This is a genomic window from Phaeodactylibacter sp. (genome assembly GCF_022763345.1).
GTDB lineage: Bacteria > Bacteroidota > Bacteroidia > Chitinophagales > Saprospiraceae > Phaeodactylibacter.
Window position 1 is genome coordinate 1 of the sequence record NZ_JALEGS010000008.1, and the last position, 23,147, is coordinate 23,147.

The window sequence follows — 23,147 nt, forward strand, 5'->3', positions numbered from 1 at the left end:
AGTATCTCGTCGGCAACTTGTTCTAGCTCGCTCGGGGTGGGGGTTGGCTTCTTCATACTTTAAAGATAGCTAACTTGTGCAATTTGTTATACACACCCAACAAGGTGATCAATATTGCCTTAAAATTGAGTATATTTATTTTCATTGTTGCAATTTTTTATTGATTTATTTCAGGCTATTGGTCCGTTAACCAAACGGTATAGGTTCTTCATGATGCTTTCTTCAATTTGGATGTTTTGACTTGTTTAAAATTACAGGGATGCACCGTATGTCTTCAGGGAAATTGGAATGAAGTGACCTGGGAGCAAAGCGAAGCCTCCTTAGCAGCAGGTGAAGTGATTGGAAAAATAGCGGCGTCAATTAAACGATAAGAGCTGTTTTTTACTAACATCCGCACCCCCATTAGGGTCGTACATCCGTAACTATGAGCTTAAAACCATTGTGCCGACTCCAGCGGAGTCGCACTTTACAACCTAAAAGAGTCAAAAAGCATACCGCGACAATCTGGTTTGCGCCCACTTTACCTGCCAAAAAAGTCGATTCACAGTCCTGCCAGGTGAGTTCACTTTGATTTTACAAGTTGAGCCGCAAAACTTCTCTTAGCTTTGAATGCTGATACTAAGAGTCTCTGGAATTAACAGCCTTTAAGTCACACTTTACCTATGGCTCAATGGCTTTAAAATGCCTAATTTACTTTTTGAGTAAGAACCAGATGGTAGATATATGATAAAAAACAAGACCAAAATAATCATCCTCGGCGCACTGGCGATCACCATTTTGATGCACTTTCAGCGCGTAATATTGGTATTGGCAGACCGCGAGGGTTTAGCTGCGGACTTTGGAGTGACCATCGAAGCCGTTCTGCTAAGGATGCTTTTATTTTTTGTTTTTGCCTGTTTAGTATTGAGTTTTAATATTATCTGGAAAAACAAATGGAACGCTACCTTCAAAAGACGAAAGGTGTTCAATATCAGCATCAACTTTGGGATATTCATCCTGGGAGTCATCACCACCACTCTAGTAATGGTGAATTTCTTATCTGGTTCTTTTGAAAACAGGCATGTCCTTGCGATCATAACAACCGATTTTTTGGTCGTTCATCCTATCTTATTGTTACTGGCCCGCTTCGTCAATCTAAGCTTTCAACAACAACAGACCATTCGGGAAAAGGAACAGGCCAAACAGAGTGCCTTACAGCATCAGTTGGAAGCGTTGCGATCTCAAATCAATCCCCACTTTTTATTCAATGCATTAAATTCGCTAACGGTGTTGATCCGTACTAAATCCGATCGTGCCCTACCCTTCGTGGATCAGCTATCCTGGCTGTTACGAGCTACTTTACTCAGAAGCGAAAATGACTTCATTCCGATTCAAAATGAATTGGAATACCTGGAAAGCTATATTTTTCTGCAGAAGGAGAGGTTCGGTGAAAAATTCAAGGTAGATGTCCAAATCCCCGAAAGCTGGAAAAAGGAATCCATTCCTTCCTTTTCGCTGCAACTGCTGGCAGAAAATGCCATCAAGCATAATATCGTTTCAACCCATCAACCCCTCTTACTAGAAATCTATCCGAATGGGACGGATTTGATCATTCGAAACCAGATTCATAAAAGAAGGGATGCAACCGAAGGAACGGGATTAGGCTTGCTCAACTTGTCTGTACGATTTAAACTCTTAAAAAAGAGAGACATCCGAATCTATCAGGATGAAAACTATTTTACTGTCAAATTACCCATACTGAAAAATGAAGGCCATAATCATTGAAGATGAGCAATCAGCGGCAGATAACCTGAGCTTCTTACTACAGTCTGCAGCACCTGATATCCAAATTTTGGAATCGATCGAAACGGTATCGGATGCCATTGCCTTTTTTAAGGCAAACAAAGCGTATGACCTTGTCTTTATGGATATCCATTTGGCAGATGGCAACTCTTTTGAGATTGTCCGGGAGGTGGAACCGGTAGCGCCAATAATTTTTACTACGGCTTACGACCAATACGCGATCCAGGCCTTTAAATTTAATAGCATTGATTATTTATTGAAACCCATCCGGGAGGCAGAACTCAAAAAGGCGATCCATAAATTTAAAGACCACCATCAGAAAGCACCTGTTTCCACCCAACAAATGGAAGCACTCATGCGCCTGATGCACAGCCCGAAAAAAGCCTTTAGAAGTTCATTCCTGGTTCAAAAAAAGGACACCTTCATCCCCATTGCGTCCGGGGACTTTGCTTTCTTTTTTATACAGGATGGAGTCGTGAGAGGTACAACTACAGATAATCAGACCTACAGCTTTAACGAAAAGCTGGAAGATTTGGAAAACGACCTGGACCCTGAAATGTTTTTCAGAGCCAACCGTCAATATTTGATACAGCGGTCCGCTATTCAATCCCTTCAAACCTACTTTAACGGCAGATTGGTCGTCAACCTACAGCCCAAGGCAAAGGATCAGATTATTGTCAGCAAAGCCAATGCCTCCAAGCTAAAGGTATGGCTGGATGATACTGGTAAAAATAACCTCTGAGACAATTCCATTCTGAAGGATCCTGAAGCTCAGCAATAATAAATAACTAACCTCCCTTCCGTTTCCAGGATGGTATTGACTGCGTTTACAATAGATTCATTTAGACACTACTGTCACGCTATCATGTTTTACTAGCTGCTCTACTTGCCAAAATAGCTAAAATTCCAATTGGTGCAAGCATGACGATTTGCGGAAAGAATATTCCGTATCCCACGCTTGTTACCACAAACACCATTGCCAAAGCCAGGTACTGAATGCCAATATATCTTGACAAAACCATGCTACGTGGGTCATCTTTACCCTTGCGGCTTAGATAGAAAAGTGTAAGCGCAGATAAGAATAGTACGACTGAAATCATGTGCCACGCAGCGTGAAGTGTCCATCGAACCGTATCCGGTGCATCTGTAGCTAAGAGTGGAGCAACAATATCACTTTCTCCGATAATGGTGTGGATGATGGCGACTGCTAAATTGATGATCGCTGCAATTAATAGTAACGTCTTCATGACAGAATTTTATGCTGGTGTTAATTACTTTGATTCCGTTAAGGCTTCAATTACTAAATCTGAAAACAAAGCACTACTATGCTGCTGCTGACCTGTAATCAACCTTCCGTCACGTATGGCAAATGGTTCTAGCGGCCCAGCAGCCTCATAAGTTGTATTGGGGTTTTTCTTGGCTTCCGTCTCAATGGTGTATTCGTTGATTTTAATACCGCCTGCGGCCTCATTATTCATTTCCTCTTCAGCATCCGAGTACCCTGTCCAGGTTTTTCCGTCGGCCAGCAATGAACCATCACTCAAGGTCACCCATAATAGCAGGCAAGTCCCGTGGCACAGCATGCCCACAACTTTGCCCTGTTCATAAAAGTCAGCAATGAGCTGATGTAAGTTGCGGTCGTCCTTGAAGGTCACCAATGGCCCACCACCTCCGGCAACACAAACGGCATCATAATCACTTGCCTTGACCTCTGTAACAGACTTGGTACTTTCCAATAGCGTGCCATACGTTTTGTGGTGGCTAAAGCCGATGGTCACCAAGTCATTGGGGTAAATAGTTTGTTCGTTTTCAGGGTCAGAGAAGCCATCAAATTCAACTTTACCCCCTTTAGGCGAAACGATTTCTACTTCGTATCCTTTTTGGATAAAGTCAAAGAAGGGGCGAGTCAACTCCTCAGCAAAAAAACCTACAGGAAAACCCAACAAAGTTGCTGGATTAGATACCACATACAGTATCCTTTTCTTAGGCAGCACATGCTGCGCATGTCGTTTGATAACCTTTTCCATTTTTCTTGATTTCAATTATTGATACTGCAAAATTGCCTCAAGCGAATTCGGAAAACTTAAGGATATCAAGAAAAGGCTAAATGATATTACTGATCGAGCTGTTTATTCATACCTGTCAGCACCCATAACTCACTTAGTGTATGTTTGGAGCAAACGAGAGTTGATAACCAAAGAGTTGTGGTTATGACTGTACTCGAAATTCGGCATCATGCCCGCAAATTGAGCCATAACCACTTCTCCTGTATTCAGTGTAAAACCATACGATTAGTGCCCTTGGCACTAATCGTATGGCCGAAGACTAGTCCAGAATTAAACTTCCTGTGCTCTCGCTCAGTCATGGAAGTTTTAGTTCCTTAGTTTATCCAGCTGTGTACGTATGTTGCAACTTCTTTCCAGTGCTCTGATCCAACAATAAAGTGGTGGTCTTTACCTTCAAAGATTTTATGTTCTCTGATGCTGTTACTGTCTTTGTAACGCTTGAAGTTTTTCGAGTTCAACGAAGCGGGAATGATATGGTCTTTTTCTGCGGAAAGGAAAAGCATAGGGACATGCGGCTTTTTGAAATCAATCTTTCCAGCTTTTTTCAAGGTTTCACGGGGGATGTTTCTGCTCTCAGGTACAACGTATTGCTCAAAGATGCGGTCCGATTCTTCCCTTGACAGGGTGTTCGTGAATGCGTAATGGAACCACTTTTTAGTTGGGTAATGCACAGAATTGCCCTTGAAGGGATTAAGTAGGCCGAGGTTGGATTTGGCAAAGCTCAGTTTTGTCGTAATTACTCCCTGGGGCGGTGCGCTGCTGATGATTACTGCAGCCTCTGCTAATTCTTTCTCCACTAGCTTCTGAGCAACTAACGCCCCCATTGAATGGCCCACCAAAATGGGTTTCTCCGGTAAGGTTTTAATAAATGCTTCCATCTGATCGACTACCTCCGAGAAAGTTAATTGGCCTAAACTTTCTGGTGCCTTTTCCCTGAGTTTCGCGGGATCACCCTCATGCCCTAGGTAAGAAGGGGCATAAGTAGTATATCCTTTTTCTTCAAAGAAAGACTTCCATTCTGCCCAGCTTCCTGAATTTAAAAAGAGGCCATGGATAAATACGATTGACTTGGATTCAATTGACTTTTTCATTTCACCATCAGGTTTTGTTTGAGAAATTGTTTGTGCGACAATCAATAGACTTGCCATCAAAAAGAGAATTACCGTTTTCATTTTGCTTGCTTTGATAATTAATTGCAATACAAAGATGAAGGAGGTGATGGTGAGTTTCCTTAACCCAAGTTAAAATCATTATTTACCTGCAATTCTTTTTCTTATGCGGCTAAGCGAAGGGCTCTGTATTCCTAAGTAAGACGAGATGTGGTAAAGCGGGACCTTTTCGTGAAGTTCAGGATGTGTTGCGATCAGTTCAAGGTACCGCTCTTCTGGCGACTTCAACAAAAAGCTTTCAACTCTATCAATTACAATATTCGCTGCCATTTCAGCAGTCAGGCGTCCAAAACACTCCCATTCATGAGATGCTTTGTACAGCTTTCTGAGGTCAAAGAGATTGATGTAGACGATCTGCGCCTCGGTCAAGGCTTCGGTGTAATAATTGCAAGGGATCTGCCTCACGAAACTTTTGTAGGCGGTAACAAATCCGTTTTTGGAAAAGAAGAATACGTTCTTTTCATCTGCCGACTTTGGGTCTATGATATAAGAGCGAAAAGTACCTTTTATCACAAATCCCAGCTCTTTGCATACGCTCTTATACCCGTTGAAGAGTTCGCCTTTTTCGAAAGATTTTTCATGCCAGAATTCCGAAGATATATTGAATGCTTCTTCGGACATTCCGGAGAAATCTTTAAACGCTTTTTGTAGTATCTCAAGATTTGCCATTTCAGAAGGGTATAAAGAGTATGTTTAAAAATCCCATCAATTTTGGCTCGAGCGGCAAATTTCATCCTGTACTGCGTTAGAAAGCCTCGCTATCTTTTTCAGGTAAGACTCCGGCTTGCCTTTTTCTACCTAAGCATTAACAATCCAACACCACATTCATAGATTGATCTTTACCCTCCCCATCCCATTGAAAGCTTTTGGATTGGTAGCTCCACCCATCAGAAGCATAGATGGAGTAATTTCCTGCGGGACCAATGATGAGTACCTTGCCATTAGCATCGCTTTTTCCAACGATGTATTTTCCAGTGGGATCTTGAATCTCTACAGTGATACCTGGATAGGGTTCATCACAGGATTTGACCATGATCGTGAAATAAGTATCCTCTTCTACGATGTGGTAGATATCTCCAATATTGGGGCCGCCAATATAGTTATAAGCCGGGCCGCTTCCATCCCTGGGAACGATTACCCAAAAAATATCGTCGGTCAGGTCAAACAGTTCAAGCCCAAAGATCCAGTTTTCACGAATAGATTCCCCCCGGCTCGGAGTGGGAAAACTACTCAGGGCCGGTTCGGAAGCGATATCCCCGGGAAGCAGTACGAGCCGCCCTCCTTCCAGAAACGCTTTAGGCGGTTCAGAAGAATAGCCTATGCTTCTGAAAGACTTTTCGCTGGTATCTTCCAAAAGGCTATCCAAAGCTTTTCGCAATGCATCCGGCAGGCTCACCTTATTTTCATGATCCAGCATTTGCTGAAGGGCCTCCGGTTTATAGTAAGCGAAAGGCAGTTTTTGAAAGCCGTACTCGGACTGCATAATATGCAGGAGCAATGGTTCTACGCTAGACTGTTTGCTAATTCGGTTTACTTTTTCCAGCAACCATTCTTTAGCCCCAGAAGTCCATTTGTAGTTGGCGAGTATGTACTCCAAGGTGCGTTCCTCCACTATAGTGACATCGCCGACGTCTCCAAACATTGGCAGTAGCATCTCCGCATCATCCACCGAAATCCGCCCGTCTCCCCTGCCCGCTACCCGCCGGTCGGCTTCCTCCAGGATTTTTCGATCGTAACGCAGACCATCAATTACCCTGTAGTAGGATTTAATTTTGTCCATCTCGATAGACATCTCCTTGTCTAACCAGGCCTTTGCCGCATCCGTCCAGTCGAATTCGGTTAGCAGGTAGGCCATCGTATCTTCTTCAATCTCCGTGACCCGTCCTCCATCCTTGGCGAGTAGCCAAAGATCCTGGGCATCCTGAACAGATATTTGTCCGTCCCTTGCGCCGCGGGCCCTGAATATCGCGTTATTGATCAGGGAGGCGTCATAGCGTTTGCCGTCAATGAGGGCGTAGTAATTCGACATGATAGATGGTTATTGTTGTTTTTTGGAGCTGTCTATGTCCAAATCGTAATAGTCTGGAATCCAAGGATATCCCCTTCGGGGGTTAAGCCCACAAAGTAGACGGGGTACTCCGAATCCGGTCGTGCTCCATCTTGTCCGACGACGATATGCGTAATGTGAGTGAGGTGTTCTTCCATAAACAGATGAAGTGTTTTGAACGACTCCAAAGCCGACAGCTGCTCGTAGGCCTCGTAGAGCTCAAATATCCACTCATAATTAGGTCTGCCCTGATGCCATAGCTGAATGGCTTCTACTGGATTGGATGGATCCAGGCCCAGTGCGGAACTAAAATTCTCTTGGGTCAATTCTTGCAGATTGGCGTCTTGCCGGAAAATGGATAAGTAGGCATCCGCTTCATTTGCCCAGGCTGGAAAATAAAGGTCATCCCCTAATTCGAGGAGACTATCGTAGAGCTTATCGGTGGTAAACGCTTCTGCTGCCTGATCCTGTAAAATGGCATACCGAACGGCCAGGCGGGCAGTTAATGACATTTCTGCGATCTCAGCGGTGGAAAGGCCATTGTTATTTACGTCATAGGCATCGACCAGCTTCTCTTTTGCATAAGCCAAGGTCTCGTCAATATCTTTCTTGGTAATCCTCGCCCCCGGTTTGGCATCCCGGCGATCCATGAAGCGGTAAAAAACGCTGGTGAGTTGCTGCTCTACCCCTGCTAATGTTTTGAGCTTTTGGCGGATATCTTTTCGGCTGACGATGGGGTCGCCGCCGGCAGCATTTAGAATGTTTGCCGCTGCTTTTTCTAAAGCAGCGTGTACTTTTTGCTTTGCGAGTCGGGCCATTTGGACGGTGTTTGTAAGATTTAAATATACTACACTAATATTAATTGTAGATTAAATGAAGCATAGGGTTTTGGCATTAATGCTCACTACCCAAATCTAACTTGAGCTTATATACTGACGATTAAGTGGTTTGCCACAGCAAACCTGCTCAATGCCTGCCTGTGTATTGGTACTTCGGCAGACAGGTCAGCATTTACGCTGGGAAATGGCTTGCGCCTGTCCTGACAAGCTATGCTTCGTCAGTGGCCGATGTCGCAAATCCAAGATCCCAGACGATGAATGTCTGGATCAACGACCCAGACGATGAATGTCTGGACTGTAAGCCCGACATTCATCGTCGGTGACCACTTCGTATTGCATATAGTCTAACCACCCAAGATTGGTAAGTCCTTACTTGCTGCGCCAAAGCATCAATATTAGGCATGGAAGCCTCTCCCCCGTATACCCCTAAATCCATTAAGCCGGCATCATCTATTAAGATCATCACAATATTTGGAAGAACAGATACACGCTCCACCTGTGCATTGATGAAACCTACCCCAAATACAAGAAGAATCAGCGGTATTAGAAATCTCATGCTATTTCATTTCGGCCCGTTATTTTGCTACTACCTTTTTACGCAGCAAATCCTTCGTGATGATTTTCCCGAAGACCATGGCTTCTTTTTCAACAGAATCTGGGTCTTTTGTAGTTGTTTGGGCGGTCCAAATTAGCGCTTCGGAGGCAATATCGTAAAGATTGCTCTCAAAAAAATAGGTTGAGGATTGAATATAGTATCCAGGCTTAGAAACGGTGGTGTAGGCATAATGATAGTAATCGTAGTAAGTATACCCATAAGCTGGGTCAACCGCATTCAAAGGAACCCCTACAGAAAAATTGGAACCTTCGACATACCGCTCTTCCCGATTGGCGTCTAGTAAGCTTATGGTCAACAAGCCGTCTATAGCGTTCTCTGTGACTTTTTTGCGGACAATTTCCTTCATGCTGTCCGGATCTAATCCCATTTTTTGGATCAGTTCTTTATCTCCTGCCAGAGGGAACAAATCAAAGGTAACGCTACCCTTAATACCTTGTGCACGGAGTTGTTCTTCCACCGCCGCTTCAACCGTAGCCCGGTTCGAGATATCGGGCAAAAAGGCTAGTATGGCTAGTTTGTTGAATTGCTTTGGGGCAACATCCGGTGCTTTCATTGATGTTGTAAGCTTAGTCGATGGGGTGCAACCCAATACAATCGAGATCAATAATAGTAATACAGATACTTGTTTGGTCATAACTCTATTTTTAAAGCTGATTTTTATCTAAGAGACTATGTTTGGAGCGGGTTCGTTATGAAAATCAAGGAATTGTGGTTCTGGCTAAATCTTTTTTGGCGCGTTTGGCGGGAGTTTACATCCAGACATTTATTGTCAGGGCCAAATAAGCTAAAAAAGATGACGCCAGAGCCCGCCCCTCATTTCTTCGGGGTTCATAAGTCCCTGGTTTACAATAGGACCAAGCTCCAAACATAGTCTAAGCAATGGTCTAAAACCGTTTTCCTACGAGGGCCGTAAAAGCCCATACATTAAACTCTTCTTTGATGTCAAAAAACAAAGACGGCCCGATGATCCATCCTTGACCCAAGTCTATTTCGTATTCAGTACCGAATCTTACTACCCCTAAATTTCTATGCCTTTCTAATTCGATCCCTCCCCCTAACAGCAATTCCCAATGGGGTAAGACTTCATAGGCTCCAAGTATAGCCAGTATAAATGCCCGTTCACGTTCCAGGCTTTCCCGATTGAGATCAACGGCGTATTCTGCCAGTTCTAAATCAGCGACCATGCCCAGAGCGAATTTATGATTTAAAGCATAGAAAAAATCTAAGCCTATACTGGGCGCAAACACAGATTCTTCTCCTCCTTCCTCAAAACCGTCTGGAATGTGGTTGTATCCGAAGGCTAATGCCATTTTGTATTTGTGCTCAGGACCTTCGTGAGTCGTTTCATGTTCTTGGCTTTCAGCTTTGGAATGTCCTTCGTGCTGGGCGGATAAATGGATACTTGAAATTAAAATCCCAATAAATATGAGGCAGTTTTTCATCGAATAAGATTTAGAAAAGAGACAAATAAACCTGATGCGTCAAGAGACAGTATGCATTTATCCTTTATCATACTGACTACTCAACGCATCAGGCTGATTGATTTAATTACTAGTTTTCCTGCTTCTTACCAGATATACAATAGCTCCTACAATCAACAGTAGCACGCCCACGATATAAATCGCATTGTTTTTGAGGATGGTTACAGCCGACTTTTTTGCCACCACTGATTCTGCAGAGTACCCTTCCTCCATTTCAATGGCGCCCACAGTCTTGGCATAAGCATCGTATGCTTCTTTCATCGCTTGGAACTTCTCAGGGTAGGCACCAGAAATATCTTTTGTTTCTCCCGGATCGACTTTAAGGTTGTACATATACCACTTGTTATCGCCCAGTGGTATGTTGTTCTTCACAATCTTGTAATCTCCCAGAAAATAAGCCGAACTGTTAGCCGCTTCCAAGCCAACCCCTTCATCTTCACGGTAAACCGGCACTGAAGAATCTTTAATGTGGGGCATTAAGCTATTACCCGTGATGGGAGCATACGTTTTATTGCTGACCGGTTCCATACCTGCTAACTCCAGGATGGTAGGCACAACATCAGTAACAAAGCAGAAGGTATTGGTTTTCTGCCCCTTTGGTATGTTATTTCCTGATAGGATCAAAGGGGTGCGTATACCGCCTTCTCCTGTGTAATACTTAAAGAAAGAAAAAGGAGAAGCCAGAGCATGAGCAAATTCTGGACCTATGCTGCCATAGTACATACTTTCGTACATTCGGTCTTTATCCGTGTGGTAGCCGAACTTTTTTTGCCACTTTTTCAGTATAGGATTGCCTTTGTAGTCGGCTCCATCAGGGCCATTGTCAGAGGTGACGACGAAAATAGTATTTTCAAATCGCCCCTTTTCTTTCAGGTAATTGATGTATTGGCCGATGTAAAAATCCATTGCTTCCAACATGCCTGCAACGACTGCCATATCTGTTATGTAGGCGTCCTTTGACTCTTCTGATAGCTCTTCCCATTTTTTAAACTGTGGAAACATGCCATTCATAGCAGCATCAGCGGGGATGATCCCCAGCTCCTTTGCTGTTTCAAACCGCTTTTGCCTAAGCACATCCCAGCCTTCCTTATACACTTCAAGGTAGGGTTCTACAAAACGCTTAGGCGCTTGCAAGGGTGCGTGAATCGCTTGGAAAGAGATATAAGAGAAGAATGGCGCCTCTTTATCATCTTCGGCTTCGTGGAAAGCGATCGTTTGTTCAATGTAATCCTTTGATGAATAGAAGTCATCCGGCAGATGGGTTTCTTTTCCATCCGCATACCAGTGCGCTACCGGTTTCATGGGCAAATACCCTTTTGCTTCGTAATTGTTGGCACCAGACCCCCCTAAAATAAAAGTTCGGTCAAAGCCTCGGTAATAGGGCAAGGTATTTTCATTGTGCCCTAAATGCCATTTTCCAGTAGCGTAGGTGCGGTACCCCACCTCTTTTAAGCGAGTGGCTACAGTCTGTACCCGGTTGTTAAGTTCACCACCGTAGCCAGGTTCATTCTGATATTCTGTTGGCAAAAACTCTGGCAAATTCGCCACTCCTGCCAAATGGCTATCGGTACCCGTCACAAGCATGGCCCTTGATGGCGCACAAACCGGAGAACTATGAAAATTGGTGAACATCATACCATCACCGGCCAATTGGTCGATATTGGGTGTATTAGCTTCGCCGCCAAAAGCCCCAAAATCCATTAAGCCCGAATCATCTACCAAGATAAGTACGATATTGGGTTTGACCGCGCTGCTATCGGCTGACTGTGCTGTCAAGGAGAAAGCAACCAGCAATAACAGTAGACTGCTAAAAATCGATGTTTTCATTTTAAATTGATTTTCAAGTGTTGAATGCAGCGAGATAGCTATAACGACGAGTATCGCTACCACACCTAAAAATTGTGTAAGCCATCTCTACTGATTTTACACTTTGAAGTTTGTGAAAAACTAAAAAGAAGAAGTATTAAAACCCATTGAGTTTAGCTCTGAGAGCAATCCTGTAGGCATACAATTGCACCTACTCTCAGAGCCAACCTTTAACAAAACCTAGCCAAGTAAAAGAAACCACTCAAACCTGCCGAATCAACAGCAAATCAAAATTGAGACCTTTAATTTTGCTCTCTCATAAAGTTAATGAGATTCGCCTTTGTCTCTTTGATCTGTGATTTATATACCTTGTATTGCTCCTTACTTAGTAAATCTTTCACTCTACTGTCTCTGCCTTTGACAAGAGCGTTAAAGATTTTCTTATTGGTACTCCCTGAGAAATTAGTAGCCTTTAGCGCTACTAAGCCAATAAAAAAGTCTTCAATAATCATTCTGAATGCAGGCTTATCCTGCTCTGATAGATTCAAGTCATTAATAAACGTCGTGACATTCTCTACAAGCTTTTCTTGTTGTTCTGGCGATAAAACACTTTGAGCATTGACAGAATGGGTAATCCCAACGAAAAAGAAGGAGGAAAGCAGTAAAACCTTTAATACATTCATTTCGATGTTTTTTATTGTTAATAATCATAAACGTACTCTAAGCCAAGCCCATCGGAAGATCCGTCAGACGCTGACCGGTCAATCTCCTCAGCGCATTTCCTACCGCGGCTCCAATAGGCCCTAAAGGCGGCTCTCCTACCGGAAGCGGTTTATCCGCCCCTTCAATCAAGATCACGTCAATCTCTTTTGGTGCATGACGCATCAAAGCCATCCGGTAAGGCCCATAGATGGTAGGAAATAGCTTACCATCTTTGATGGTCATTTTTTCGTGCATCGCCGCACTCATCCCCATGATGATGGAGCCTTCACACTGTGCTTTCACTTGGTCCGGATTGACGGCTATCCCACAGTCGAACACACAAGTAACTTTATGCACTTTGATTTCACCATTTTCAATGGATAGCTCTACCACCTGTGCACAAGGAGAGCCTGCATCGATGGAGGTAGCTATACCCATCGCCCGGCCGTTGGTCACACCGTCCTTGTAAAATTCTCCAGCTTTTTCAATCACCGCTTTAAGCCTTTTGCCATTACCCTCATTGCTAATGTGTGCCAAGCGGAACGCTACCGGATCCTTACCCGCTTTAATCGCCATTTCATCCACGAAGCTTTCAATCGCAAAAGTATTGGCGAGCAGCCCCAGACTTCTCCACGAGCTTGTCGCAAAAGGCAAGGTCGTATGCCATTGCACCGCTCTATGGCTCGGTACTTTGTCATACTGAATATTTCCACCTCGCATCGCACCGAGGTCTGTTCCGAGCACGGTGTTCATAGCAGCAGGGAACAAAGGCGCATTTATAACGACATCCCCACTTGCATAGTGGTGCTCTAAGCCTTCTAGCAACCCGTCCTCATTCAACTTGCCCCGCATGACGTGATGGGTAGGCGGACGGAACTGATCGTGCTGGAATTCTTCTTTTCTGGTGAAGAAATATTTCACCGGCTTCCCTACCGCTTGCGAAAGTCGAGCGGCTTCAATCGCATGGCGTGTATCTAGACGCCGTCCAAACCCACCACCCAGATAAGTGGGTATAATATTTACGTCCTCCTCCGACAAATCCAATGCTTCAGCAACCTGCTGTCGTGTGAGGGCAACTACTTGAGTCGACATAATGATCGTTGCTTTCCCATCCTTGACTTCTGCTACTGCTCCATTTGGCTCGATCTGGGCGTGTGCACCGATAGGGCTGGTAAACTCAATGGACACCACACCCTCTTCTTCCGGGTCTAAGGCACTGCCTGTTTTTTGGGTGATCATTTCGTTGCCTTTGCCGACTTGCAGCATATCTTTTATTTCTGCTTCCGTCCACTTCTTGGGGATATCCCATTCAATGTCTAACTTGTTTTTTGCAGCTAATGCTTGGGGGAAAGATTTTGCAACAACCCCTACCCAGTCATCTATTTTCACCACTTTGACGACCCCAGGCATTTGCTCTGCCTTGCTAGTATCCACACTTTTCAGTGTTGCGCCAATATGCTCTTTACGAATGATACAAGCGTGCAACATGCCAGGCATCTCTGCATCCATTCCAAAAATTGGGTCCCCTATGATCTTAGGCATTAAGTCGACTCTCTTGACAGGCTTGCCTACAAATTTGTACTGCCTGTTGGGCCGTAATTCTGGGGTATCTGGCAAATTCCATTCCACAACGCCTTCTAGGGCCTCCGCAAAGGTCATCTCCTTGCCCCCCCCTGATACTACGCCGTTGCTCGTCGTCAAGCTTGATGTCCCCACGCCCATTTTCTTGGCCGCTTCGCCTTTTACCATTTCGCGCAGCGTGGCCGCCATTTCGCGCAGCGGCTGCCACAAAGAAGCGATAGATAGGCTTCCGCCTGTACTCAATCCGTCTATGACTCCCGTACTTGTAGCAGCTGCGACGACCTGTATTTGCTCAACCGCAACATCCAGCTCTTCTGCAGCAATTTGTGCAATTCCCGTAAACACCCCCTGCCCCATTTCTACCTTCGGGGAATACAGTACGACTTGATTGTCTTTTGTGACTTCGAACCACAGATTAGCCTCGGTCCCTGCCCCTGAATAAGGAGGCACTACCGTCTCTGACAGTTCGTATACCTTTCTACGCATCGGATTCCTGAAGACATAAGTCCCTAACGCTACTACTCCAATAGTGCCAATTCCCCCTCGGACCAAGAATTTACGCCGCGATAATTTTTTCTTTTCACTCATGATGTTATTGGGTTATGGAGTTAGCAGATCGATTGATTTCGGCAGCGCGGTGAATGGCCTTTCGCATACGGTAGTAAGTAGCGCAGCGGCAGACATTTACGATATTATTGTCAATATCTTCGTCTGTTGGGTTGGGCACTTTTTCGAGTAAGGCTGCAGTTGCCATCATAAACCCGGGCTGGCAGTAACCACACTGTGGCACCACTTCCTCCATCCAAGCCTGTTGTACGGGGTGCAGCTTTTCTGCGGTCCCTAAGCCCTCAATGGTTGTAATGTTCTTACCTTCCGCAAACTTGACCGCGTAAGAACAGGAGCGGATAGCTTCACCGTCTACATGCAGCGTGCAGGCACCACAAGCAGCTTTGCCACAGCCAAATTTTGTGCCTTTTAAGTTCAGCATATCCCGTACTACCCATAACAAAGGAGTGTTACCATCCACATCTACCTCCTGCGGCTGGCCATTTATGTTGAATGCAATCTTCATGATTTTAATTTTAGGTGCTCAATTATTCGTTGGGTATTTTAGCCCCTGCTGCTGCCCAGGCTTTCACTGCTTTTATGTATTCATCCTTTGGAACGGGCGGTTTTTCACGCGGATTTCCATTGGCATCAATCCCTGGCTCCCAGGCCCAAAGTACCAATTCGTGTTCGGTCAAGTGATGTACCGTTTCTTCCAGCGTTCTGCCTCCGTTATTTTCGGGATTCAGCATAGACTTAGCGATTTCCACTCTTGTAAGCCCCTGCCAAGCCATGCTCTTGGGGGCAAGGCTCCATTCTGGTGCGCCTGGGACACCTGAGAAATTATTATTTTCGTGCTGATGGCAAGACTCACAGCGCAGTGCGGCTACACCGTGGTTATCCTCGCCACGCCGGACTCCAAAATTGTGAACGTGGCTATCTTCTCCTTGCCGAGGGTAATTGTCTGAAGGGTGGCAATTGATACATCTTTTGTGGGTAAGTACCGCCATCATTTTATCAAATGGGGTATCTTCCATCTCTCTTTGCACTAGGGGCGGGCTATCGGTTTTAATCTCTGTATTAGCAAACACCCAGCATATGCCAACGAACAGGGCTGTAAGCAGCAGGTACAATAATTTGACATTCATATTCCAAGTTTATAATGAGTATTTCTTCAATAAGAACTCCCTTAGGTGTATATGCACCTGCTTCCCATCCCTCAGCATACTGATCATGACGCTATCGAGTGTCTTTTCTAAAAGCTGTGCCTCGAAGGCTGGCTGCTCGTATCCAAGTTGTTCAAAAGCCCAAGTGACTTTATCAATCACATCTTTCATCTTGTTCGGATCGTAAAATGAATCCTCCCACTTGAGCTTGTACTGTAACTTCCAGTAATCGTATTCTTCTTCATCAATCGTGAACACCCAATGGATAGCTCTCCTCAAGCATTCGTTTGGCTCAGTTGCCTCAAGCACACTATTTTTAACAAACTGCACCCTTTCTCCGCACTGTTGGTAGAGTGCATCTAACAGCCCCTGCTTGCTCTTGAAATGCCGGAATATAAGCGCCTCCGACACATCAGCCTGCTCGGCTATTGCTTTCGTAGGCACCGCATTGTAGCCCTCTTTTGCAAAAAGCTCTAATGCCACGGCTAGTATCTTTTGCTGTTTTTCTGTCACTTTAGTCTTATTATTGAGTAAGTACTCACTTACAAAAGTATGCATTCTAGTCTATAGATGCAATCCTCAAAATTTAAAAAGAGTGTAGTTTCCCGCATAATTTTTCACTTTGCCTAGTTTAGTTTGGCTTGACACGCAGGCGTCCATGCCTTCAATTTGGCAGTCAAGTACTTACAACCACGCATAAAGCGAAGCTACTCATTATTTACTTCGGCCAATAATCCGGTTTTTCTAAATCAGGGAACGTAATCCGGAAAGTTTCTGCACCGGCAAAATTTGGGGCCAATAACCGTTCTCGGTAAAACTCGCCTGTTGCCCCTGCATATTTCCCGGTACCGCCTGTGATCGCTCCTTTGAACTTTTGACCTTTCACCCCCCATTCGAAAAACATGACACCGTGTATGGTATCCGTTGTAGGCTCATACCATTCTTTTGGGTTCTTAGCAGACCGGAAAGCAAATGTTGCAGTCTGCTCTAGAATGACCTTCCCTTCTAATTTGTTACATTCTTGGACAGCAGTGAGATAGGATTCAATGCTTTGTTTATGATTATGATCTGGAAGTACCAGACGATCCATCGTAGCCGCGATAAAATCTTGAGAGATATTGGTTAGCATGCGATTCACGGAAGTAAAGTTTCCAATGATCTTGTCAGGATAAAGTGAGGTAAAATCCCTGTGACCTAATCTTTTAAGGCCACCAGAGGTTTTTTCAATAAAATATGGATCATTCGGGTCTAAATCCAAAGGGTTATGGCAGTACTTTTCGTCTTCAATAGTCCCACCAACGTGCATGGGCCCACCTCCGTGCACTAGCAGCCCATTCACCTGTAAATCTTTCCCGACATAGGATAACAAACTTCTAGGTATCAGGGAAGAAACAAGAGGAATACGAGCTAGGATCGCTCTTGTCCTTATACCCGAAAGTGCCCAGCCTAAGGAATGATTCCATGTCTGGCCAAATTTATTTGCGTCTGAAATTGTATCGACTACTAGCATAAGTCTGTCTTTTTAGTTGGAGCTGCTTACCACCTACTCAACACCTCCCTTTCAGTTACTGGGTTTAAGAGATGCGATGTTAGCATCTCTAAGTCATCATTAGGGTCAATGGCAATATTTGCATCTACCCTGACAGCATTAGGAACCTCAGCTTCTTTGATACATAAATCTATGTTGTTCTCGTTATCGTCAAGGTCTGCAATATGTAATGGCTGAACTTCAATGGTATCTTGGCCTCGTGCTAGCTTGACATAAAAGTGCTTACACTCCAAACCATGATGGACAGGATTAAGCCTTCACCCTACCCAACGTACCGTAGGAATCTTTAATCCAAAACTGGACTCGAGGAGTTCTCCGACAGGATTGCCATGATCTTTTGTGCCGTCTCGTGTCCAGAATTTTGGTTTTGCCCAGTCACAAACCTTCTTTCTTCATCAACGACTGTCAACGTTTGCATGAAATCCATGTTCCCCGCTTGGCTTTTGAAATCAACCCCCAACTTCCGCAATTCTGCTTCAGGGTGGAGAGGGGTTAAAGTGATACCAAATTGTTTAATTTGTTTATCGGTCACTCCCGTCATAGTCCTACCTGTAACCAAATAATTACCCACGGTGTCCTTTGCTTGTATAAAGCCTAATGCACCGTGGCAAACGCTGCCTATGATGGGGTCTTGCGCGTAATAAGCCTCACTTACTTTATTCCCTAATACTTCCGATTGCCCTAAGTCGTAGGCTGCCCCCCATCCACCAGCCATCCAAATGACATCGTACTGAGTGAAATCCAAATCGTCAATTTTCAAGGAGTTTTGGACTTTTGCCTGAAAGTCTTCATCCCGTTGGTAACGGCGATCTGCTTTAGTTTTCAGCATATAGTAGAACGACTGCGGATCTATCGGTATCTCCCCTCCTTCGATACTAGCCACATCTACCTCCATACCTGCGTCCAAAAACTCGTAGTAAGGGACCGTCATTTCTGATGCAAAAACGCCAGTAGCCTGACCACTAGTCTCACCAGCGGCATTCAATACCCCATGGCTCGTCGTAATAATCAGAGCTTTTCGACCGCTTAAGTCATAGGTTTCGGACTCGGCGTAATCTGGATGCAGGCCTGCTTGGTGCAAAATACTGGGTAACAGCAACGCCAATATCCCTACAGTAGCTACAACAATGCCTGCTGCGAGCGCTATTTTCCTTGCTCTAGGCGCGTCCGCCAAATTGTTTTTGAACCAGTAATAAGCTGTAACAACAGCTAATAACAGGTGCAAAATAGCGGCCGCGGGACTTGCAAAAACCCCAGCGATGAAGCTGGCTGCAATCGATATGAATGCGCCCAAGTTAAAAATCAGAAAGGAAGAAAGAAAAGCCTTGACCAATATGGCATTGTCATCATTTAACCATGCATTAAAAGCAAAAACCCCCAAGCCCAAGGCGGCTGCCCCGAACATCCGCGCCATGGCCATATGGCTCCCTGGCCCGGCAGCAAGATCGGGGACTAGCTGAGGGGAGAAAAACAAAACGCCACCAGCCAATAACTCAAGTAAAGCAGAAATCAGGATAAAACGCTTCATAATATTCTATTTGGTAGACATTATGCCTAGTTTATCAAAGATCGAACTTACTTTTGATCGCTAGTGTTCCTTGTAAACACCGAACGACAGCACTAATGTACTAATTATTTTATATAATTAGCACTAAAGTACTAATTTATTGTAATGAAGCTTAAAACAAAGATCCTTAACAAGGCGATTGAGCTATTTAACGAGCAAGGGATATCCTCCACTTCACCCAATCAAATAGCCGCTGCACTCGGCATTAGCACCGGCAATTTGACGTACCACTACAAGACCAAGGCTAGCTTAGTGAAGGAGGTATACGAGCAGATGGATACGGATTCGCAAGATTTCATCAAACTGGAAGGCTACATGACTTTGCATGATTTCAGAAAGATCATTGGCTCCTTCCAGCAATTTATGCACAAGCATAGTTTCTTCTTCCAAGACTTGTTTTTCATTCTTCACAATTTCCCCGAGGTGGGTAAATTATATGAAGGATCCAATTTGAGGCGCTTAAAACATGGTAGGGCGCTTTTTGAACATTACATAGAGACCGGCCGGATGATCCCTGAAAGCGGAGGGATCAACTATGACTACCTGATCCATAACGTATGGATGGTATGCGCATTTTGGAATTTGCAGAGCAAGATATTCACGCCTGGCACTCTATTCGGAAAACCAATGGATATCGTTGATATGACTTGGCATATGATTCTCCCCTATCTGACTGAAAAGGGAAAAGAGGAATACGATCAGATCAACGGGTTTTTACAAAACAACTCCACCAGCTGAAAGGAATCGAAGCTTGGCTAAATTAAAACATGCATGATTACCTGAGCCGTTTCATGACTGGAACTTTGATTCTGTCTCATACTCAGATATTAGTGATAGACTAAATAAAGTATAAGTGTACATCCCTCTTCCGTACAGAAAGTGAATATACCGCCTAACCAGACAGCCAAAGTGAATGGAACAAGCTTCATCCCTTTCTAAAATTCCACCTCCTAAAAGTCATGTGGAAGCGAGATAACCCCTCCGTTTGCCCGCTCTGTTCATCTCACCCCCACTTTTGTTCAATTCACTTTTAAAGCCCCTCCGAGGAGCCTTCAACTTCCACATATTGGTGCCAAGTAATACCAAATACAAATGCACCGAATTTTCATAATCACACTTGCCACCTTATTAAGTAGTGGCATTTTCGCACAAGACTTCACCTTGAGTGGGTACCTGCGGGATGCCAGCACGGGGGAGGAATTATTGTACGCCACCGTCTCCGTAGCGGGCACCAGCCAGGGAGTCACCACCAATCTTTATGGATTCTACTCGCTGACCTTACCCAGAGGAAATTACCAGATCAACTACTCTTATGTAGGGTATATGCCCGAGTCTATTGAGGTCGAGCTCAACCAAGATAAAACCTTGGACATCGAACTGCAAACGGCACCTGCTCAGTTGGAAGAGGTCGTAGTTATCGCTAAAAATGACAACGACAACATTACCAACACCGAAGTTAGCGTACTTAGCCTGGACGTCAAAGACATCAGAAAAATCCCGGTCATTTTTGGAGAACAGGATGTGTTAAAGACCATGCAGTTATTGCCTGGTGTGAGCGCCAGCTCGGAAGGAAGCAGTGGTTTCTTTGTGCGGGGAGGAGATGGCGACCAAAACCTGATTCTACTGGATGAAGCACCGGTTTACAATGCCTCTCACCTGCTGGGCTTCTTCTCTGTTTTCAATTCAGATGCCATCAAGGACGTCAAGCTCTACAAAGGGGGGATTCCCGCACAGTACGGTGGCCGCGCATCATCTGTCATGGATGTCCGGATGCGGAACGGCAACATGAAGGAATGGGATGTATCGGGGGGGCTGGGGTTGATTTCTTCCCGACTGACGGTGGAGGGGCCAATCGTAAAGGATGAAGGTTCACTTGTCCTGTCTGCCAGACGCACCTATGCCGATATTCTGGCGCAACCTTTTTTGAAGGATTTCGATGATTTCAGCCTGTACTTTTACGACCTGAACTTCAAGGCTAATTACAAACTGGGCGAGCATGACCGGATATATGTCTCCGGCTACTTAGGCAGAGATGCTTTAGGTACAGATGACTTCGGGTTTGACTGGGGCAACATGACCTTTACGGGCCGTTGGAACCATATCTTTAACAGCAAGCTCTTCTCTAATACTTCCTTTATATACTCAGAATATGATTATGGGTTCAATATCGAAAATGGAGGGGTTGATGTAGAGCTGGATGCGGGCATTTACGATTACAACCTCAAACAAGATTACAACTTCTATTTGAATCCCAACAACGAAATCACCTTTGGCTGGCAGGGCATTTACCACCAATTTAAACCCTACACTTTCGCTTTTAATGGGGAGATTCAGAGTACTGCAGAGGAACGGCACGCTTTGGAAAGCGGCATATACATGGCTAACATACAGAAGGTATCCGATAAGCTCCAATTGAACTATGGTATACGCTTAAGCTCGTTAAGCAATATTGGCACATACACCGAGAAAACGTACGATACAGATGGTCAGGTCACCAATGAAACTTCTTATGAAAGCGGGGAATTCTACCATAATTATTTCAATCTCGAACCACGCTTTGCAGCAACTTATCTTTTAAATCCCAGCCAATCTATCAAGCTGAGTTATAACCGGAATGCACAGTATCTGCACTTGCTGTCTAATTCTACTGCGGGTTCACCGACCGATTTGTGGATTCCAAGTAGCCCATTGGTTCAACCCACTATTGCCGACCAGGTAGCCATTGGGTATTTCAGGAATTTCGATAACACTCCATACAAGTTTAGCGTAGAGCTGTATTACAAAGACCTCCAAAACACGGTAGATTATAAGGATGGCGCAGAGGTATTCGGCAATGAGGACATCGAGTCTGAGTTGGTTTTTGGAAAAGGCAGGGCTTACGGCGTAGAGTTTTTGCTTGAAAAAACAAAGGGCCAATTTACGGGTTGGCTGAGCTATACACTGAGCAAATCAGAACGGCAATACGATGAAATCAACGAGGGCGATTGGTTCTCTGCAAGGCAAGACCGAACGCATGATATTTCTATTGTCGGTGTTTATCAAGCCTCTCCAAGATTATCCTTTTCGGCAAGCTGGGTGTACAATACGGGGGACGCTGTCACCTTCCCAACCGGAAAGTACTTCATTGATGACAACTTGGTGAACCTGTATTCTGAGCGAAACGGTGACCGCATGCCAGATTACCACCGCTTGGATGTGGGCGCAACTTGGAAGTTGAAGACTAGGAACCCAGAGGCTTCAAGTGAATTGAATTTTTCAGTTTACAACGCTTATCATCGGAAAAATGCCTATTCCATCTCTTTTGACTCCAATGAAGCCGGAACAGCAGAAGCTACACGATTAGCCCTATTCGGCATTGTTCCATCGGTGACTTGGAATTTTAAATTTTGATCAACCACTCTAAAATAGATGCCATGTCTCACTCAAGATATATCTACTTTCTATTGTTCAGCCTCTTACTTTTTTCTTCTTGCGAAGATGTCATCAATTTAGATTTGGACACTGTAGAAAGTCAAATTGTCATTGAAGCAAGCTTGAACGCCGGTAGTCGAACGATCACTGTCCGCATTTCCAAAACCAATGACTTTTATGACAATACGGAGCCTGAGCAGATTTCCGGTGCGGTCATTATTTTGCAAAGCGAAACCGGAGAAACCTACACCCTGTCAGAAGACGCCCCTGGCCATTATACCGCGGGAGAAATCAAGATCAATCTTGATGAGAGCTTTAATCTAACGGTAGAAGTGGAAGGTAATATCTATGAAGCGGCTGCTAAAGTCCCCTCGCCAACCAACCTCAAGGAAGTCACACCGTCAGATTTTCCAGACGGCCCCTTTAACGATGGAGGAGTCATACTCCTCTCTGCTGTATGGGATGACCCAGCGGGCTCGAAAAACTTCTACCGCATCCGCACTTACGTTAATGGCACCTTTCAAGCCGACGGCTACACGGTCCTCAATGATGAAACTAGGGGGGACGGAGAGGAAATCACTGCGCCTATCCAAAGAGGATTCGATGAAAACACTACCGTAACGGTTGAGCTACTCAGTACTGACGAAGCTTACTATAACTATTTTTTTCAGGTCGCATCCTTATCGGGCGAAGGGGCTAATGCGACTACCCCATACAACCCAGCTGGAAATTTCAGCAATGGTGTACTCGGTTATTTCGGTATTTATTTCACATCCGTCCTTTCGGTTGAGCTATAAACAAGAGCATCTAGTATAAAAA

Annotated in this window: 21 protein-coding genes; 5 read left to right on the forward strand and 16 right to left on the reverse strand. The window is 44.6% G+C overall.

Annotated elements, in window-relative coordinates; genetic code table 11:
• The first annotated feature begins 723 nt into the window (after nucleotides 1-723).
• Nucleotides 724-1,764, forward strand: a complete 1,041-nt coding sequence (locus MRY86_RS01480; RefSeq protein WP_293563431.1) for a histidine kinase — start codon at nucleotides 724-726, stop codon at nucleotides 1,762-1,764.
• A complete protein-coding gene (locus MRY86_RS01485; RefSeq protein WP_293563432.1) occupies nucleotides 1,745-2,524 on the forward strand; it encodes a LytTR family DNA-binding domain-containing protein in 780 nt (259 codons plus the stop codon). Before MRY86_RS01480 ends, MRY86_RS01485 begins: the two co-directional genes overlap by 20 nt.
• Before the next feature lie 121 nt (nucleotides 2,525-2,645).
• Here MRY86_RS01485 and MRY86_RS01490 read toward each other — a convergent pair whose 3' ends face one another.
• The 16 genes from MRY86_RS01490 to MRY86_RS01565 form a co-directional block, all read right to left on the reverse strand.
• Nucleotides 2,646-3,029 (reverse strand): hypothetical protein, encoded by a 384-nt coding sequence (locus MRY86_RS01490; protein WP_293563433.1) that lies wholly within the window; start codon nucleotides 3,027-3,029, stop codon nucleotides 2,646-2,648.
• Nucleotides 3,030-3,053: 24 nt separating this feature from the next.
• The gene (locus tag MRY86_RS01495) at nucleotides 3,054-3,809 is read right to left on the reverse strand and encodes a type 1 glutamine amidotransferase domain-containing protein (protein WP_293563434.1); all 756 of its coding nucleotides are present in this window, start codon (nucleotides 3,807-3,809) and stop codon (nucleotides 3,054-3,056) included.
• A 353-nt stretch (nucleotides 3,810-4,162) separates the two neighbouring features.
• Nucleotides 4,163-5,020 carry an alpha/beta hydrolase gene (locus MRY86_RS01500; protein ID WP_293563435.1) on the reverse strand — a complete coding sequence of 286 codons (858 nt, stop codon included), beginning with the start codon at nucleotides 5,018-5,020 and terminating at the stop codon, nucleotides 4,163-4,165.
• A 78-nt stretch (nucleotides 5,021-5,098) separates the two neighbouring features.
• Entirely contained in the window at nucleotides 5,099-5,686 is a 588-nt protein-coding gene (locus MRY86_RS01505; RefSeq protein ID WP_293563436.1) for a Crp/Fnr family transcriptional regulator, read from the reverse strand.
• A 136-nt stretch (nucleotides 5,687-5,822) separates the two neighbouring features.
• Nucleotides 5,823-7,046: a hypothetical protein gene (locus tag MRY86_RS01510; protein ID WP_293563437.1), complete on the reverse strand. Its 1,224-nt coding sequence runs from the start codon at nucleotides 7,044-7,046 to the stop codon at nucleotides 5,823-5,825.
• A 32-nt stretch (nucleotides 7,047-7,078) separates the two neighbouring features.
• Nucleotides 7,079-7,882 (reverse strand): nuclease A inhibitor family protein, encoded by an 804-nt coding sequence (locus MRY86_RS01515; protein ID WP_293563438.1) that lies wholly within the window; start codon nucleotides 7,880-7,882, stop codon nucleotides 7,079-7,081.
• 596 nt (nucleotides 7,883-8,478) lie between these two features.
• Complete coding sequence (locus MRY86_RS01520; protein ID WP_293563439.1) at nucleotides 8,479-9,153, reverse strand: hypothetical protein; 675 nt, start codon at nucleotides 9,151-9,153, stop codon at nucleotides 8,479-8,481.
• Between the two features lie 250 nt (nucleotides 9,154-9,403).
• Nucleotides 9,404-9,961 carry a hypothetical protein gene (locus MRY86_RS01525; RefSeq protein WP_293563440.1) on the reverse strand — a complete coding sequence of 186 codons (558 nt, stop codon included), beginning with the start codon at nucleotides 9,959-9,961 and terminating at the stop codon, nucleotides 9,404-9,406.
• Between the two features lie 102 nt (nucleotides 9,962-10,063).
• Entirely contained in the window at nucleotides 10,064-11,827 is a 1,764-nt protein-coding gene (locus MRY86_RS01530; RefSeq protein ID WP_293563441.1) for a sulfatase-like hydrolase/transferase, read from the reverse strand.
• Between the two features lie 281 nt (nucleotides 11,828-12,108).
• The gene (locus tag MRY86_RS01535; RefSeq protein WP_293563442.1) at nucleotides 12,109-12,489 is read right to left on the reverse strand and encodes a hypothetical protein; all 381 of its coding nucleotides are present in this window, start codon (nucleotides 12,487-12,489) and stop codon (nucleotides 12,109-12,111) included.
• A gap of 37 nt (nucleotides 12,490-12,526) precedes the next feature.
• Entirely contained in the window at nucleotides 12,527-14,677 is a 2,151-nt protein-coding gene (locus tag MRY86_RS01540; RefSeq protein WP_293563443.1) for a molybdopterin cofactor-binding domain-containing protein, read from the reverse strand.
• A gap of 4 nt (nucleotides 14,678-14,681) precedes the next feature.
• Entirely contained in the window at nucleotides 14,682-15,161 is a 480-nt protein-coding gene (locus tag MRY86_RS01545; RefSeq protein ID WP_293563444.1) for a (2Fe-2S)-binding protein, read from the reverse strand.
• Between the two features lie 22 nt (nucleotides 15,162-15,183).
• Complete coding sequence (locus tag MRY86_RS01550; RefSeq protein ID WP_293563445.1) at nucleotides 15,184-15,783, reverse strand: hypothetical protein; 600 nt, start codon at nucleotides 15,781-15,783, stop codon at nucleotides 15,184-15,186.
• Nucleotides 15,784-15,792: 9 nt separating this feature from the next.
• Nucleotides 15,793-16,314 carry a TetR/AcrR family transcriptional regulator gene (locus tag MRY86_RS01555; RefSeq protein WP_293563446.1) on the reverse strand — a complete coding sequence of 174 codons (522 nt, stop codon included), beginning with the start codon at nucleotides 16,312-16,314 and terminating at the stop codon, nucleotides 15,793-15,795.
• Between the two features lie 205 nt (nucleotides 16,315-16,519).
• Nucleotides 16,520-17,311, reverse strand: coding sequence for a hypothetical protein (locus MRY86_RS01560; protein WP_293563447.1), 792 nt, complete (start codon nucleotides 17,309-17,311; stop codon nucleotides 16,520-16,522).
• 325 nt (nucleotides 17,312-17,636) lie between these two features.
• Nucleotides 17,637-18,878, reverse strand: coding sequence for a type 1 glutamine amidotransferase domain-containing protein (locus MRY86_RS01565; protein ID WP_293563448.1), 1,242 nt, complete (start codon nucleotides 18,876-18,878; stop codon nucleotides 17,637-17,639).
• Between the two features lie 144 nt (nucleotides 18,879-19,022).
• On the opposite strand from MRY86_RS01565, the gene MRY86_RS01570 reads away from it, so the two are divergent.
• The 3 genes from MRY86_RS01570 to MRY86_RS01580 all read left to right on the forward strand — a co-directional run bounded on the left by MRY86_RS01570 (nucleotide 19,023) and on the right by MRY86_RS01580 (nucleotide 23,125).
• A complete protein-coding gene (locus tag MRY86_RS01570; RefSeq protein WP_293563449.1) occupies nucleotides 19,023-19,655 on the forward strand; it encodes a TetR/AcrR family transcriptional regulator in 633 nt (210 codons plus the stop codon).
• Nucleotides 19,656-20,009: 354 nt separating this feature from the next.
• Nucleotides 20,010-22,307, forward strand: coding sequence for a TonB-dependent receptor (locus MRY86_RS01575; protein WP_293563450.1), 2,298 nt, complete (start codon nucleotides 20,010-20,012; stop codon nucleotides 22,305-22,307).
• 23 nt (nucleotides 22,308-22,330) lie between these two features.
• Nucleotides 22,331-23,125, forward strand: coding sequence for a DUF4249 domain-containing protein (locus MRY86_RS01580; RefSeq protein WP_293563451.1), 795 nt, complete (start codon nucleotides 22,331-22,333; stop codon nucleotides 23,123-23,125).
• Nucleotides 23,126-23,147 lie beyond the last annotated feature (22 nt).